This is a genomic window from Stenotrophomonas genospecies 3, from assembly GCF_054473855.1.
Genome location: NZ_JBTMUR010000002.1, coordinates 330,891 through 345,925, shown reverse-complemented (window position 1 = coordinate 345,925; position 15,035 = coordinate 330,891). Strand labels below are relative to the sequence as shown.

At 66.7% G+C, this 15,035-nt stretch carries 17 protein-coding genes; 8 read left to right on the top strand and 9 right to left on the bottom strand.

Going from position 1 to position 15,035, the window contains the following annotated elements; translation table 11 throughout:
• Both ACX9OT_RS03980 and ACX9OT_RS03975 read left to right on the top strand, forming a co-directional pair.
• Positions 1-1,188 (top strand): GDSL-type esterase/lipase family protein, encoded by a 1,188-nt coding sequence (locus tag ACX9OT_RS03980; protein ID WP_459001056.1) that lies wholly within the window; start codon positions 1-3, stop codon positions 1,186-1,188.
• Between the two features lie 10 nt (positions 1,189-1,198).
• Entirely contained in the window at positions 1,199-2,218 is a 1,020-nt protein-coding gene (locus ACX9OT_RS03975) for a sugar kinase (RefSeq protein ID WP_459001054.1), read from the top strand.
• A 12-nt stretch (positions 2,219-2,230) separates the two neighbouring features.
• On the opposite strand, the gene ACX9OT_RS03970 is transcribed toward ACX9OT_RS03975, so the two are convergent.
• The 3 genes from ACX9OT_RS03970 to ACX9OT_RS03960 all read right to left on the bottom strand — a co-directional run bounded on the left by ACX9OT_RS03970 (position 2,231) and on the right by ACX9OT_RS03960 (position 5,545).
• Positions 2,231-2,383: a hypothetical protein gene (locus tag ACX9OT_RS03970; RefSeq protein ID WP_459001052.1), complete on the bottom strand. Its 153-nt coding sequence runs from the start codon at positions 2,381-2,383 to the stop codon at positions 2,231-2,233.
• A gap of 48 nt (positions 2,384-2,431) precedes the next feature.
• Complete coding sequence (locus ACX9OT_RS03965) at positions 2,432-3,883, bottom strand: S41 family peptidase (RefSeq protein WP_459001051.1); 1,452 nt, start codon at positions 3,881-3,883, stop codon at positions 2,432-2,434.
• Positions 3,884-3,970: 87 nt separating this feature from the next.
• A complete protein-coding gene (locus tag ACX9OT_RS03960) occupies positions 3,971-5,545 on the bottom strand; it encodes a S15 peptidase family protein (protein ID WP_459001049.1) in 1,575 nt (524 codons plus the stop codon).
• A 209-nt stretch (positions 5,546-5,754) separates the two neighbouring features.
• Between ACX9OT_RS03960 and ACX9OT_RS03955 the strand changes: the two genes are divergently transcribed.
• Positions 5,755-7,002, top strand: a complete 1,248-nt coding sequence (locus tag ACX9OT_RS03955) for a hypothetical protein (protein ID WP_459001047.1) — start codon at positions 5,755-5,757, stop codon at positions 7,000-7,002.
• Positions 7,003-7,290: 288 nt separating this feature from the next.
• On the top strand, positions 7,291-8,031 hold the full coding sequence (locus ACX9OT_RS03950; protein ID WP_459001045.1) for a DNA/RNA non-specific endonuclease: 741 nt from the start codon (positions 7,291-7,293) through the stop codon (positions 8,029-8,031).
• A 77-nt stretch (positions 8,032-8,108) separates the two neighbouring features.
• On the opposite strand, the gene ACX9OT_RS03945 is transcribed toward ACX9OT_RS03950, so the two are convergent.
• Positions 8,109-8,729, bottom strand: coding sequence for a zinc-dependent alcohol dehydrogenase family protein (locus tag ACX9OT_RS03945; protein WP_459001043.1), 621 nt, complete (start codon positions 8,727-8,729; stop codon positions 8,109-8,111).
• Positions 8,722-9,147, bottom strand: a complete 426-nt coding sequence (locus ACX9OT_RS03940) for an alcohol dehydrogenase catalytic domain-containing protein (RefSeq protein WP_459001041.1) — start codon at positions 9,145-9,147, stop codon at positions 8,722-8,724. Before ACX9OT_RS03940 ends, ACX9OT_RS03945 begins: the two co-directional genes overlap by 8 nt.
• A 116-nt stretch (positions 9,148-9,263) precedes the next feature.
• On the opposite strand from ACX9OT_RS03940, the gene ACX9OT_RS03935 reads away from it, so the two are divergent.
• Both ACX9OT_RS03935 and ACX9OT_RS03930 read left to right on the top strand, forming a co-directional pair.
• Complete coding sequence (locus ACX9OT_RS03935; protein ID WP_459001039.1) at positions 9,264-10,154, top strand: LysR family transcriptional regulator; 891 nt, start codon at positions 9,264-9,266, stop codon at positions 10,152-10,154.
• 73 nt (positions 10,155-10,227) lie between these two features.
• A complete protein-coding gene (locus ACX9OT_RS03930) occupies positions 10,228-10,923 on the top strand; it encodes an HAD family hydrolase (RefSeq protein ID WP_049401501.1) in 696 nt (231 codons plus the stop codon).
• Positions 10,924-10,930: 7 nt separating this feature from the next.
• Here ACX9OT_RS03930 and ACX9OT_RS03925 read toward each other — a convergent pair whose 3' ends face one another.
• From ACX9OT_RS03925 to ACX9OT_RS03910, 4 genes are read right to left on the bottom strand one after another with little or no spacing between them, the layout of a single operon-like run.
• Positions 10,931-11,161: a hypothetical protein gene (locus tag ACX9OT_RS03925; protein WP_049461076.1), complete on the bottom strand. Its 231-nt coding sequence runs from the start codon at positions 11,159-11,161 to the stop codon at positions 10,931-10,933.
• Positions 11,158-11,583: a VOC family protein gene (locus ACX9OT_RS03920; protein WP_121503347.1), complete on the bottom strand. Its 426-nt coding sequence runs from the start codon at positions 11,581-11,583 to the stop codon at positions 11,158-11,160. Before ACX9OT_RS03920 ends, ACX9OT_RS03925 begins: the two co-directional genes overlap by 4 nt.
• A gap of 10 nt (positions 11,584-11,593) precedes the next feature.
• Positions 11,594-12,055: a helix-turn-helix domain-containing protein gene (locus tag ACX9OT_RS03915; protein ID WP_107431935.1), complete on the bottom strand. Its 462-nt coding sequence runs from the start codon at positions 12,053-12,055 to the stop codon at positions 11,594-11,596.
• Positions 12,052-12,978, bottom strand: coding sequence for a LysR substrate-binding domain-containing protein (locus ACX9OT_RS03910; protein ID WP_189721173.1), 927 nt, complete (start codon positions 12,976-12,978; stop codon positions 12,052-12,054). Before ACX9OT_RS03910 ends, ACX9OT_RS03915 begins: the two co-directional genes overlap by 4 nt.
• Before the next feature lie 91 nt (positions 12,979-13,069).
• On the opposite strand from ACX9OT_RS03910, the gene ACX9OT_RS03905 reads away from it, so the two are divergent.
• Positions 13,070-14,110, top strand: a complete 1,041-nt coding sequence (locus tag ACX9OT_RS03905; protein WP_459001035.1) for a hypothetical protein — start codon at positions 13,070-13,072, stop codon at positions 14,108-14,110.
• Positions 14,107-14,988 carry a TolB family protein gene (locus tag ACX9OT_RS03900; RefSeq protein WP_459001033.1) on the top strand — a complete coding sequence of 294 codons (882 nt, stop codon included), beginning with the start codon at positions 14,107-14,109 and terminating at the stop codon, positions 14,986-14,988. Before ACX9OT_RS03905 ends, ACX9OT_RS03900 begins: the two co-directional genes overlap by 4 nt.
• Positions 14,989-15,035 lie beyond the last annotated feature (47 nt).

The window sequence follows — 15,035 nt, the reverse complement described above, 5'->3', positions numbered from 1 at the left end:
ATGCAGCGCTGGACGCTCCTGCTTTCATTGACGATCTGTTCCGCCGCGGCCGCGCCTGGCGCGTTGGCCGCACCGGTCTGGGTCACCGCGTGGACCGCCTCGCCGGCACCGGACCGCAAGGATGGCATCGCCGAGGCCCCCGTACAGTTCGCCGCGCAGACCGTGCGCCAGGACATGCGCATCGGCAGCCGTGGCGATGCGTTGCGGCTGCGCATCAGCAACGAACTCGGCACGGCGCCGTTACGGGTCGAGGACCTGCGCGCAGGAGTGAAAAACGGCACGTCCGCCCCTCTGCCGGTAACGGTGGATGGCCGCGCGGTCATCGAGGTGCCGGTGGGTGCCGCGCTGCTGAGCGACCCGGTACCGATGCCGGTGACGCCGCTGCAGGAGATCAGCGTGACGGCCTATTTTCCGCAGCCGACCCGCCCGGCGGTGCGCCGCACCGAAGTGCGGGTAGCGGACGGCAGGCAGACATCGGTTGCCGACAGCGTGCGGCTGAGCTACCAGCAGAACGTGTTCTCGGCAGTGATGGTGCAGCGCGCTGATCGTCCCCAGGTGATCGTGGCACTCGGCGATTCCATCACGGAAGGTGCCACCGCCCGTCGCGGAACCTTCAACCAGTGGCCGGAGCGATTGGCGCAGCGCCTGCAGCAAGCCTGCCCGAACCGGTTCGTGGTACTCAATCAGGGCATCAGCGGCAACAAGCTGCTTGACCATGGCCGCAGCCACAGCGCCCTGTCACGATTGGATCGCGATGTGATCGCGGTGGCCGATGCCGATCAGGTCATCCTGTTCGAGGGCATCAATGACATCCGCCACGGTGGTGGCACGCAGCCGCTGCCTGGACGCAGTGCGGCGGACATGCTGCTGGGCTATCAGCAGGTTGCAGCGCGACTGCATGCGCACGGCATCCGCGCCTGGCTGGGTACGTTGACCCCATTCGGTGGTTCCGAGCGCTACGAGCCCGTGTCCGCAGCGACCCGCACCTCGATCAACCAGTGGGCACGCGGTGGGAAGACCGGGTTCGATGGCATCATCGATTTCGATGCCGCGCTGCGTGACCCGAAGGCCGTGGAATCGTTGCCCAACGACATCACCCGCGACCACCTGCACCCCAATGACGAAGGCTACCGGCGCATGGCCGATGCCATCGATCTGCGCGTGCTGGGCTGCACCCCCACCGAATGAGAGAGAACCGATGAGCCGCGTCGTTTGTTTCGGTGAACTGCTGCTGCGCCTGGGCGCACCCGGTCGTGAACTGCTGCTGCAGACACCGCAGCTGCAGGTCCACGTGGGGGGCGCCGAGGCCAATGTGGCGGTCTCACTGGCCTGTTTCGGCCACGATGTGCAGATGGTCAGTACGGTGCCCGGCAACGCGCTGGGCCGGCATGCCGTGGCCGAGCTGCGGCGGCATGGTGTGGGCGTGGCAGGTGTGCGTGAAGTCGACCGCGACCGCATGGGCCTGTATTTCCTGGCCACCGGCGCGCTGCGGCGCGCCAGTGAAGTGGTGTATGACCGGGCGGGTTCGGCATTCGCCAACACTGCCCTTGCCGACCATGATTGGCCAACGCTGTTGCGTGATGCGCAGTGGCTGCACCTTTCAGGCGTCAGTCCCGCGCTGGGCGCCAATGTGGCCGAATCCGTCTTGAGCGCTGCACGGGCCGCACGCAGGTCAGGCGTGCGTGTGTCCTTCGACGGCAACTACCGACCTTCGCTCTGGCAGCGTTGGGGCGGCAACGCCGCCGCCATCCTGCGGGAACTGTTCGCAGAGGCGGATATCGTCTTTGCCGACCATCGCGATATCGAACTGGTGCTGGGACTGCGCTTCGCCGAGGACAGCCCCATCGCGCGGACCGAGGCGGCTGCAGCGGCAGCGTTCGCGGCGCTCCCGCACCTGCAGTGGCTGGCCTGCACCCAGCGCGACGTGGTGAGTGCAGACCATCACATCCTGGGCGCGCTGCTGTTGGGACGCGACGGTACCCGTGCGCAGGCCCCCTCGCGGCCATTGCCCGGTATCGTTGATCGCATCGGCGGCGGCGATGCATTCGCGGCAGGCATCCTGCACGGGCTGGCGTCCGGGTTCGATGCAGAGAGCACCGTGCGCTTCGGTCTGGCTGCAGGTGCGCTGAAGCACTCCATTCCCGGAGACTTCAGTCCCGTGTGCGAGGCCGAGGTCTGGGCGCTGCTGGAGAGTGACCAGTTCGACGTCCGGCGCTGATCTCGCTCCGCCCTACAGGCCGCTCGGCCTGGCCAGCGGCACACGCACGCCGACCATGTACTTCAGCAGCGCCACGCCGAGCAATGCACCGGGTGTCAGCATCCAACGACGGAAGGCTCCTGCCCGCGATGGCGGCCTGGCAGCGCTGGGTGGCGGGATGTTCATGCGATCCTCTCCTGCGGAATTCAGCCCTGCACGAGGTCCTGCGCGCACTTACAGCGTCAGCAGCCACGCTTCCAGCGACCGGGTGTCGCGCATGTCGCCCGTATAGCGATGATCGGGCACATGCGGTTCATTCGAACCACGTACCCGCCCACGGAACACCTTCATCGGCACCGAGATCCTGGCCAGCCCGCTGGGCAACCGCTCCGGCCGCACGTCCATGTACAGACTGTCGGCCGAGGTCTCGACGCCCACCTGCATCGCGCCCAGCCGCTTCCAGAGGTCCAATGCATCCAGGCAGGCCGAGCCACAGGAAGCATCGGCCACAACCAGGACCCTGCCCTTGCGCACAGGTCCGGCCTGGCTTGCGGCGGATGCTGGATCTGCGCTGGCCTCCGATGGCTCGCGCCACAAAGCCTCACCCCGGCCGCGAGCCTGCGCCATGCTTGCCGTCACCGATTCCAGCATGCGACGCAGCTCGGGCGACGCGTCGGGCGCCTGTTCCAGCTTCTGCAGGAAGCCGCGAAGCCGGGCGATGTTGCCCTCCGAGGTCCGCCACTCTACCCAGCTGCGGTCGGGCAGCGCGTCGACAGCGGCCCGGCCCCAGATCAATCGCGCCAGTTCGATGCTCCATTGCGAAGCACCGCCAGTGTTGCCACGCACGTCCAGCACCACCGTCGGTGCCTGCTGCAACCCTTCGGCTTGCGGTGCAAGCTGCTCAAGCAGCGCGGTCAGTTCCTTGAAGTTCTGCTCCGCAGGGTCGGCATTGAAGCTGCTGGTGGTGATCCAGTAACTGCCATCGGGCATCGCGTGCCAGCCGTTGGGGGGACGGAAGCTGCGCCGGGTATCAGCCAAGCGCTCCTTGCGCTGTGCTGCCTGCAGCGGCTGCCACCGCAGTGCATAGGATGTCTCACGTCCGCCCACCTGGAAAACGCAGGTACGCAATGCAGGCACGTAAGGATTGCCCTGTTCGAGCAGCACTTCACCGCCACCCTGGATGCGGCTGGCCTGCAGGTTCCAGCGCCCGTTGAAGTCACCCACCCGGCGTGCAGCCAGCGTCTGCGCATCGATGCCATCGCAGGCCAGCATTCGAGCCCCCAGCGGCGGATGGCCCGGACCACCATCCACGGTCATGACCACCTGTGCGTCGCCATCGAAGCCGGTCAGGAAGCCGGGCCACTGCGTTGGAAGATCGGGAGCATCGGCAAGCGCATTGAGGCTGACATGGCCATCATTGAAGGAGGCCGCATAGCCCTTCATCGCCCACCAGTAGCCCGGGTAGCTGGCGACCCGTTCCGCGCGCGAGCGTGCAAGCGCCAGGGCATCGTCCAGCTGTGCGCCGAAACCAGGATTCCGCAGGTCCACGGCGCCCGGATGGCTGCCGCGCATGGCGGCGTCGGCAGCGTCCAGATCCTTCAACAGCGTATCCGACCAGTCGATCGGCGCGCCTTGCGCGGTAGGTGCCGCAAGCACTGCACCGAGCAACAGCCATGCAGTTACCATGGATTCCTCCCTTCCCCGGAACAAACGCCAGTCTCGCAGTTCTACTGCCTGACGTACCGCGCCCGCCGCAACGGGCGCGGCCTTCCATCAATGCAACGGCACCTTCAACACTGATGGCGCATTGGCCGGCGAACTGAAAGTCACCGTGCCACCCAGCTGGCTGATGCCCGCGTACCGCAGGTCCACGGTGTCCACCACCAGGGTCAGGCGGCTGCCGGCCGGAAGGTTCCAGCTGCTGGCTTCCAACCGCAGGTCGATGGTCTTCGCCTGCCCCGGCGTGGCACCACGCAGCGTATAGGGCTTGTGGCTGATCAGCTGGCCGTTGCCCAGCACATCCTCGGCGTACAGGTAGGCGTACAGCGTGGTGTTGGCGCGGCTGGGCGTGACGGTCAAGCGTACCTCCGGCGTTCCATCCAGGCGCTGCGCACTCCACTGGATCGGCCCCTGCCAGACACCTGCGGCGTTGCGGCCCACGAAGGGCACATAGGCACCGGGCGGCAGGTTGATCATCTGCAATGCACCGGAGGCCATCGCCACGCCGGAATTGGCGGCGGTCAGCAGCCCGCTGCCGATCCGGCAACTCCAGCCGGTGCTGCTGCCGCTCGCGACCAGGCCGCCCGTGGGCAGCAGAAGTCCTTTGGGCGCGCTCAGCGCATAGCTGACAGCGCCGGAATTGGTCGCCTGCCAGTTCGGATAGGTACTCCAGCTGCCCTTCTGCGATTTCAGCTGTACTGCAGGCTGGCGGTCGATGCCATTGGCTTCACCCTTGAGGTAATGGTCGAACCAGTCGCCCACCGAATCGTAGACCTCGTTGGGAACACCCAGAGCGCCAAAGGCTTCGTTGAGCGCATGATCGCCATGGCGCAGCTGCAACTGCTTGGGGCCTTTCAACCGGGTGAAGAAATCGACCAGCTGGCCCGGCGGGAACAGGCTGTCGTTGAAGGCGTTGGCGAGGAACACCGCTGGCTGGTTGGCGTTGATCTCATCGATGCTGGCCCCAGGGCTGCGCTGCGCCGCCACCGGCAACAGCGAATCCACCGCGCCCTGGTAGTTGCCGACCAGTACATTGCGATTGATGGTCGTCAGTTCCGGTCCCGGGCGGCCGGTGGCCAGGCCGGCTGCCACCAGCAAGGCGATGCCCTGCGCGCTGGGGGTGTCGTTGCTGTACAGCGAGGCCTGCAGGTCGGCCCAGCCACTCAGCGCCGCCACGGCCTTGATGCGTGGATCGCGCGCCGCCGCCAGCAGGCTGGTGCCTGCGCCGTAGGAGATGCCCGAAACGCCGATCCGGGCCGGATCGGCGCGGGTGTTGTCCAGCGCCCAATCAATCAGGGCGCTGACATCTTCGACCGTGGCTGGCCCTGCGATGTCGATGCTGCCGCCGGACTCCCAGAAACCCCGCGAGCTGTAGCTGATCACCACATAGCCGCGCCGCGCCAGCGACTGCGCCACCCCCACATACTCCACGCTGGGTACCGCCCAGCTGCTGGGCATCACCAGCAGTGGATAGCGCCCGCTGCCCGCGTCCTGCGGTTCGATGACGAAGGCCCCGAGAGGCGTTCCATCCCAGCTGGGAATGGTCCGGTGGGTGGTCTTGACCGTAGCGGCCCAGGCGGTGGGCGCCAGTCCGGTCAGCAGGATCAACAGCAGCAATACCTTGCGCATCGTCGTCTGTCCCCGTCGGTGGTGGTGCAACGGGTTGGACCGTACCAGTGCGAATGGTGGGTGGCACCTTGCGACGCAACATGACGTTTGCTGCATTGCCGGCCCATGGGATCGATGCTATGAGAGCTGGGCCCAAAGGATGAATGGACGTCATGAGGTCACGCTTCCTGCTCTTCGCTGTACTGGCGCTATGTGCGCAACGAACTGTGATGGCCAACGAGCAGGCGTTCTCCGACGCGGCGGCCCGCGAGGTCTTCCGGCGCGCCGAACAGCTCTGCAACGGAGACCGGGGTCGATTGTGGGGTCAGTCCCTGTGCGGGCCGATGATGCTGGTGGATCCAAAGAGCCGGCAGGTCATCGCCTCGCAGGCAGACGCACAAGGTGCGCTGAAGGAGCGCGGCAATGTGTTCGCAGGCCAGCTTCCGTCTGATGCGATCGTCGCCAACACCGCCGTGGACTGGTCCGGCACACGCTGGACGCAGCTGCTCTGGCCATTGCCGCAGGACGCGTCCAGACGCAGTACGCTGCTGGCTCACGAAATGTTCCATCGCCTGCAGCCGGCGCTGCCCATCATCGCGCCGGCGGCAGGTGGAAACGAACACCTCGACACGCTTGAAGGACGTTACTGGCTGCAGCTGGAATGGCGCGCGCTTGCGGACGCACTTGAATCCACCGATGCAGTAGCGCAGCACACTGCGATGACGGACGCGCTCGCATTCCGCGCCGAGCGCTACCGCCGGTTCCCTGCGGCCGCGCAGGAAGAAGCGGCGCTGGAATTGAACGAGGGCCTGGCCGAGTACACCGGCGTGTTCGTCGGCAATCCGACGCCGTCGACACGTATCCAGGCGGCACTGCATGACCTTCGCGCACACGTGGGTGATCGCAGCTTCGTCCGCTCTTTCGCCTATGCCACCGGCCCGGCCTATGGCCTGCTGCTGGACCAGGCGGCACCTGGCTGGCGCGGCGACCTCGCCCACCAGTCTCGCGATCTCGGCACGCGTCTGGCCGAAGTGACGCAGGCCCCATTGCAGCTGGACGCGACCGCGCTGGGAGCGGCTGCCGCGCGCTATGACGGGCCAGAGCTGCACGAAGCCGAAACGCTGCGCGAGCAGCAGCGCCTTGCGCAGCTGGAACACAACCGTGCGCGCTTCGTGACAGGCCCGGTCGTGCGCCTGGATCTGCGCAACATGCGCATCCAGTTCGATCCCAACACCATGCAGCCGTTGCCAGGCCAAGGCATGGTGTATCCAGCAATGCGGCTGTCCGACGTCTGGGGCAGCCTGGATGTCACCGACGGTGCGTTGCTGCAGAGCGACTGGAAGGTCGTATTCGTGCAGGCCCCGGCAAGTGCTGAACCGCCACTGGAGGGGCCGGGGTGGTCGCTGAGCCTGAAGCCGGGATGGTCGCTGGTGCCGGGAACACGCAAGGGCGACTACGTGTTGAAGACGAACCCCTGACCATCGCTACAGGCAGCGCGATGTCCTAGCACGCCTGCGTTTCATCCACGCGCCGCATGATCTGACACATCTCCAGTGCTTGCGCGCTGTCACAGCTTCGTCGTTTCGCCATTGACCGAAAGACGACAGCTTGTGACGCTTACGACACCGCACGGCCTCCGCGGCCCTGTCATCGCGGTCACGTCCCACGCATTCCGCACTACCCGACTCCGCAGTGTCCTCACATGACCTCGCTCTGGCCCGGTCGTGGCGGGCGGCTGCGTCCTGAACTTCTGCTGGAGAATCGCAATGCGCCTTGCAGGTTTCTTCTTCGCGTTCGTCCTCAGTACCTTCGCCGGTGCCGCCCAGGCCCAGGTCGTCACCCTCAACAAGGGCGGCTTCGTGCTCACCTACGACTGCAGCATCCACAGCGCCACCCGCTACGAGTACACGCTCACCGCCGACACCGGCTCCGCCGCGCGCCCGTCCAGCTTCTACAAAGACCCGGACCTGCCGGCCGGCTGCCTCGGCCAGAACAGCACCGCGTCGTATGCCAGCATCCGCAGCGGCTATGACCGCGGCCATCTGGTGACCTCCAACCACATGGACTACAACGCGACCTACATCCGTCGCGCCAACTACATGACCAACATCGTTCCGCAGGTGTCCAGCTTCAACCAGGGCATCTGGGTGAAGGCCGAGAACGTGGCCGAGTGCTACCGCGACATCGCGCCGGTGGATGTCTATGGTGGCGTGGTCTACGGCGACGCCTCCAACGACTACTTCCTTTCCAGCCACGGCATCCCGACGCCGGAGTTCTTCTGGAAGACCATCATCACCCGTGACCCGAACACCGGCACCGCCAAGGCGATCAGCTGGATCATTCCCAACGAAGCCAATCTGGGCAGCCTCGACAGCTATCTGGTGACCATCGCCGACCTGGAGGAGCTGCTGGGCGCCAGCTATGTGGCGATCAACGCGCCCGCTTCGTTGAAGAACATGCTGCCGGTCACCACCTGGCCGCAGCCGGCGGGCTGTGATCTGGGCTGAGCTGCCAGGACGCCCGTGCGGTCGCGATTCCGGCCGCACAGGCGCACTTCGCCTGGACAGGCACGGCGCAGTTGGATTCAGTGCTCTGCCACCTGCACCACCACTTTGCCGAACGGCCCCTGCTGCAGTGCTGCCAGAGCCGCAGGCAGGCCGGCGAACGAATGCACGCTGTCGATGACAGGCTGCAGGCGCTCGCGTTCGATGAAGACGTTCATCGCCTCGAAGGCCCGGCGATGGCCAACCGAAACCCCCTTCAGGGTCGCGCGGCGCAGCATGAGAGGAACCGCCGGCATGTGCAGGTCGGGATCCTCGAGGAAGCCGATCTGCAGGATGTGCCCGCCCACTGCGAGCGCCTCCACGCTCTGGGCGAGGTCGCCGCCTCCGAGCAGCTCAAGCACATGATCGACGCCCTGCCCTCCGCTCAGCTCCATCGCTCGCGCGCCCCATGCAGGATGTTGCCGCGTGTTGATCGACGCCCATGCACCCAGCCGTTCTGCAAGGGCAAGCTTGCTGTCACTGCGTGAAGTCACGATTACCCGGGCTCCCAGCCGCTGGGCGAACTGCATCCCGAACAAGGAAACACCACCGGTACCCTGCACAAGCACGGTCTGGCCAGGAGCGAGTTGGCCGGCCTCGACCAGTGCAAACCAGGCCGTCAGCGCCGCCACCGGCAACGTGCTGGCCTGCAGGTCAGACAACGAGGGGGGGCGTAGCGACTGCCACGTCCTCCGGCAGCACCACATACTCCGCCAGCACGCCCGGCAGCGGACCGCCCAGGGACAGTCCGTGCTGCAGCATCTCGGGCGGAGGCGCGCCATCGAGCCACTGCGTCCAGAAATTGCCCATCACCCGCTGGCCAACGCTGAAGCGTCGCGCTGGGCTTCCGGTTTCGACAATGACGCCGGCCATGTCCGAAGCGGGAACAAACGGGTGTGGCAGCGGACCGGACAACAGTCCGCCGTCGATCACCAGGCGATCGCGGTAGTTGAGCGACACGGCACCGACCTTGACCAGTACCTCACCAGGGCCTGGCCTGGGAATGGGGCGCCGTACGCAGCGCAGGTGAGCAAGGCCCGGGGCATCGAGCTCCCAGACCTTCATGGTCGAAACAGACATGGGAAATCACTCATTGGCGCGCGGAAGTGCGCCAGGAAAGTCTATTGACGCACGCAGGTGTTCAGTGACGGGATATTGTCGATACACTGAATCCATTAATTCCCCAATTGACGCATATGACCAGCTACAGTGCGGCGCGCCTGCAGGGCATCAGTGTGTTCGTCCAGGCCGTGGACGCCGGCAGCTTCACCGCAGCCGGTCTGCGCATGGGGCTGAGCAAATCGGCCGTTGGCAAGAGTGTGGCCACGCTGGAGCGGCGACTGGGCACCCGGTTGCTGGATCGCACCACGCGCAGGCTGGCGCTCACTGTCGAGGGCGCCGAGTTCTACCAGGTCTGCCGGCGCATCCTGGCCGAACTGGACGAAGCCGAATCCAACGCAGCGTCGCGGCGGCAAGAGGTTTCCGGCCTGTTGCGGGTCAGCCTGCCGGTAGCGTTCGGGCAGCGCTGGGTGATGCCGGTACTGATCGGACTGGCGCAACGCCATTCGCGGCTGCAGCTCGATGTCAGCTTCACCGACCGCAGGGTTGATCTGCTCGAGGAAAACGTCGATCTGGCCGTCCGCCTGGGGCCGCTTGACGACAGCAGCTCGCTCTCTGCCCGGGCGCTCGGCCGCCAGCATGCCGTGATATGCGCTGCACCCGGATACCTGGCGGCACGTGGCGTCCCGGTGCGCGCCGAGGATCTTGCCGGACACGACTGCATCACCTTCGGCCGGCAGGGGCACGCGCTGCCCTGGACGGTGCCGGACGGCTCCGGCGGGCTTGTCCAGCACCGCATTGAAGGGCGCCACCGCATCAGTGACGGCGATGCGCTGCGTAGCGCATTGCTGGCCGGGCTGGGCATTGCAGAAGCGACCACCTGGCTGGTGGGGGACGCGCTGCGCAGCGGCGCACTGGTGGCCGTATTCCCTGCCACGGGTAGCGCGGGCGCGCCCCTGCATGCGCTCTGGCCTACCACCCGCGACCTTGCTCCCAAGGTGCGTGCCGCAGTGGATGCGCTGGTCTAGGCGTTCGTTCCGTCTCCACCGTGGGAAAATACCCGCTGATCGCCCCCATGGGTGTTGTTTCAAGGAGCTGTAGATGTCCCGTTTCCCCTTCGATGCCGTGCTGTTCGACTGCGATGGCGTACTCGTTGATTCCGAGCCGCTGGTCGCCCGCGTGCTCTCGGAAATGCTGACCGAGCGCGGCTGGCCGCTGACCCCGGCGCAGGCCGGTGAGGTGTTCCTGGGCCAGTCCGTGGCCCATCTGGCCGGCCTGATCGAAGAACGCACCGGCAAGCCGTTCACCGAGGAATGGCTGGAAGAGTTCCGCCAGCAGCGCAACCGCGCGTTGGAACGTGACCTGGTTGCCATCCAGGGTGCGCCCGAGGCGGTGCGTGCGATCGCGGTGCTCACCGGAGGCCGGATTGCCTGCGCGTCCGGCGCCGATCTGCACAAGGTGAAGCTGCAGCTGGGCAAGGTCGGCATCCTTGATGCCTTCGGGGCCCACGTGTTCAGCGGCCAGGACATGCCGCACACCAAGCCGCATCCGGATGTCTATCTGGCCGCCGCCGCTGCGCTGGGCGTGGACCCGAAGCGTTGCGCGGTGATCGAGGACACTGTTACCGGTGCAACGGCCGGTGTGGCCGCTGGCGCAACCGTGTTCGGCTTCAGTGAAGGCGGTCCGCACCACAGTACGCCGGAGGCCCTGCGTGCAGCGGGTGCACAGGTGATCTTCCAGCGCATGGAAGACCTGCCCGCCCTGCTTGCCGCCCATGCGGTCGACGCGGTCGCCTGACCTTGCCTCAGCCCGTAGCGCCGAGTGCGGCGCTGCGGCGCCTTCCGGCGTAGTGCAGCACGAACAGGTAAAGGCCGGTGAACAGTTGCAGGAACAGGGGTGGCAACGGCGAGTAGGTGAGCCACGCCGCAGGCTCGCCCTGTCCCATCGCGCGCACTACGAAGTTGGCGATCACCGCCAGGGTGAACACGATCGAGGTCCAACGATGCACGGGCCGTGCCCAGCCACCGCGGCTCATTGCCGGCGCCTCGTCTCGGAGCGGGCTTCGATCATCTTCCAGCCATTGCCTGATGGATCGCGGAATCCGGCGTCCACGGCACCATAGCGCTCGATCGGCTCCTGGGTGAATTCCACGCCCAGCGCCAGCCATTGCGTGTAGCACGCCTGGCAGTCATCCACGGCCAGCACCAGCGGCGGCATTGCGCCCTTGGCCACCAGCTGCTGCAGCGAAAGTGCGGTGGCCGCATCGTGGGTGGGCGGGCCAGGCACGAACAGGCCCAGCTGGAAACCGTCCTGGCCCGGGCTGCGTACCGTCAGCCAGCGGTAGCTGCCGTTGCGTACATCGGTATGCACTTCGAAGCCGAGCTTGCCGACATAGAACGCGAGCGCCTCATCCTGGTCGCGCACATACAGGCCGACCGTGTTCACAGTGTTCGTCATGGGACCTCCCTCAGGTGGGGTCCACGTTAGCAACCGCCTCGCGGCGACGCTTCTCCAAAACTGCGATCTTCAGGTCCGGTCGCTGTGCGGCACGTGCGTGGCATTCCGGCACGCTGGCCGACGCCGCCTGGCCTGCACGCTCACGCTCACGCACATTGCCCGGGCTGTCACCGGTGATGTCACGGAAGATGCGGCCAAAGGTGCCCAGGCTGCCCCACCCGGTCTGCACGGCGATTTCGGTCACCGGCAGGTCGGTGTCACGCAACATCGCCACGGCCCGTTCGATGCGGCGGCTGAGAAGATACCGGTGCGGCGGCAGCCCGAATGCCTGCTTGAACGAGCGGGCGAAGTGCGCCGGCGACACCGCACTGACCTCGGCCAGGCGTGTGACTGGCCATTCCTCATGGCTGGCCCGGTCCATCCGGTCCTTGGCACGCAGCAGTCGTCGCAGCAGTTCGGGGCTCTGGTTCACGGCGTCACCGCTTGCGCCAGATGATGGCGTGCTGCGTGCCGTGCCTCGGCGGCCTGTTCGACCAACCAGTCACGGAATGCGATGACCTTGGCGCTGCCACTCCGCGCCGAGGGCGCCACGAACCAGAAGCTGCGACCGTCGCTGGCGACACCCGGATGCGCCTGCACCAGGCGCCCGCTCTCCAGCTCGGCCTGGAACAGGATCGGCGAACCGATGGCGATGCCCTGCCCTGCGATCGCGGCACCGACATCCAGATGCTCGACGGCGAAGGGCGTGACCAGACTCCCTGGTGCCGGCGGTGGAAGGTGCGCGTGCGCGGCGAACCACAGGGCCCACCAGTCCGGCCGACCGAGCAGGGGAATCTCCAGCGCGGTGCTGCCCAGCCCACGGGCCGCCGGCAGCAGCGCCGGCGCACACAACGGCATGAAAACGCTGGGGAACAAGGGCGTGGCCTGCAGCCCAGGCCACTCGCCATGCCCGTTGCGGATGGCGGCATCGAAGTGGCCGGCGGCAAGATCCTGCGGCTCTGCCGACAGATCCAGTTCCAGCAGGAGCTGCCGATGGCGGGCGCGGAACGTACCCAGCCGCGGCGTCAACCAACTGGTGCCCAGCGTTGGCAGTACGGACAGGCGCAGTCGCGCCGCATCCATGCCAGCGGCGCGCATGAAGCTGGCGCGTAGTGCGTCGAATGCCCGGGTGGCTTCCTGCGCGACGCTGGCACCCACCACCGTCAGTTCCACGTGCTGTGCGTGGCGCAGGAACAGGCAGGTACCGGTCTGGGCCTCCAGCCGCCGCACGTGATAGCTCACCGATGCCGCAGTGGTGTCGAGCTCCTCGGCGGCACGCGCGAAGCTGCCCAGCCGCGCCGCCGCCTCGAAGGCGCGGATGGCGGCAAGCGATGGCAGCTGGCGTTGGGTGACCATAAGTGTGACTTAGCCTGAGCCCCGATATCTGCGTGGTCAATCCCCTTCGTACCCGCAACCATGGGGGCACCTTCGGTAGGGGATCACGCATATGGATCGACGGCAGTTCCTGGTCACCCTGGCCGCCACGGCCGCGTCCACCGCCCTGCCCGCCGGGTGGGCCCTGGCCAGTCACAGCGAAGACTGGAAATGGTTGCAGGGCGACTGGCAGGTCCGGCACCAACGCCTGAAGGAGCGGCTGGTGGGCGATACCCGCTGGGAAGCCTTCACCGGCGCCAGCGCGGTCTGGCTCACCCTGGGCGGGCTCGGCACCATCGATGACAACGTCATGGAACTGCCCTCGGGTCCCTACAGGGGCCTGGGCGTGCGTGCCTTTGATCCGGTGTCTTCCACATGGTCGATCTGGTGGATCGATGGCCGCAATCCTGCCCATATCGAAGCCCCCGTACGCGGCGGTTTCAAGGGCGATGCCGGCAGCTTTCGCGGCACCGACCGGATCGACGGACGCCCCATCGACGTGTGGTTCAGGTGGCACGCCATCCACGGCGAGGAGCCGTGGTGGGAACAGGCGTTCTCCGACGATGCCGGTGCGCACTGGGAAGTGAACTGGCGCAACTGGTTCCGCCGCACAGCTGCGGTCCCCTCGCCGCTTCCGAAGCTGCCGGATGCACCGGGCGATTTTGATTTCCTGGTGGGCCATTGGAATGTGCGCCATCGTCGCCTGCGCGCTCGGCTGGCAGGCAGCGATGCGTGGGACGCGTTCGACGGCACCCTGCACAACTGGCCGGTGCTGGGAGGATTCGGCAACGTGGGTGACAACCTGATGGACATGCCTGGAGCGCCGCTGCGAGGCATGGGCATCCGCGCCTGGAATGCGGCGGAGCGGCACTGGCTGAGCTGGTGGCTGGATGGCCGGGAACCGACCCGGATCGGCGCGCCGCTGCGCGGTGGTTTCGAGGCCGGTGTCGGTCGCTTCTTCGGCGAGGACCAGCACGACGGACGAGCGATCCAGACGCGGGTGATCTGGTCACGCATTACCCCGCGTTCGGCGCGCTGGGAACAGGCGGCCTCGACCGATGGTGGACGCAGCTGGGAAACCAACTGGGTCAGCGACTTCGAGCGACAGGCATGAAGGCGCTGCTGGCCGTGATGCTGCTGGTGTCTGCATCGCCTGGCGCGTCTCCATCCAGGGTGCTGCAGATCGTCGGCCCGGCCGAGCGCTTTGCTCCGGGCATTGCATCCACGCAGTACGACGAGATTCGACTGACCTTGAGCCCGGACGGAAAAACCGCATTGTGGTTCAGCCGCAACCGGCCCGGCGGTCCGGGCGGGTATGACATCTGGGTCTCCCGCAACGATGGTCAGCGCTGGCGGCCGGCGATGCCGGTGCCGTTCAACTCGCCGGGGCGCGACTTCGATCCCGCCTTTTCCGCCGATGGCCGCGTGGTGTATTTCTGTTCGGATCGCGCAGGCGGCCAGGGCGGCGACGATCTGTATCGGGTCAGCGTGGGGAGCGACGGCCGATTCGGGGAGCCGGTCAATCTTGGCCCCGCAGTGAACAGCGCGGCCGATGAGTTCGCGCCGATGCTCTCACCAGACGCAGCCACGCTGCTGTTCTCCAGCGATCGTGCAGGCGGTGCGGATGGCCATGACCTCTACGTCGCAGCGATGGTCCGTGGTGAGGCGCAGCCCGCGCGGCCACTGCCCGGAGACCTCAATACCTCGGCGCAGGAGTTCGATGCCACCTTCCTCGGGGATGGCCGTACTGTGGTCTTTGCCCGCGCTCTCGACTTCGGCAGCGCACCGGTGCGCCAGTTCATTGCTTACGAACGTGGAGGCCGTTATGACGCGGGCCATGCATTGCCCTCGCCCTTGAACGAGACCTCCGGCAACAGCTACGGCGCGATGCTGGATGGCTCGCAACCCGGCACGTTGACCTATTCGGCGCGGCGTGCGGACGGTGCAGGGTTGGACCTGTACCGCATCCACTACCGGATGAAGCGCCCTTGAAGGCGGATGTTGTCGATTCCCGGCGCCCCGGTTCGTCGAGAGGATGA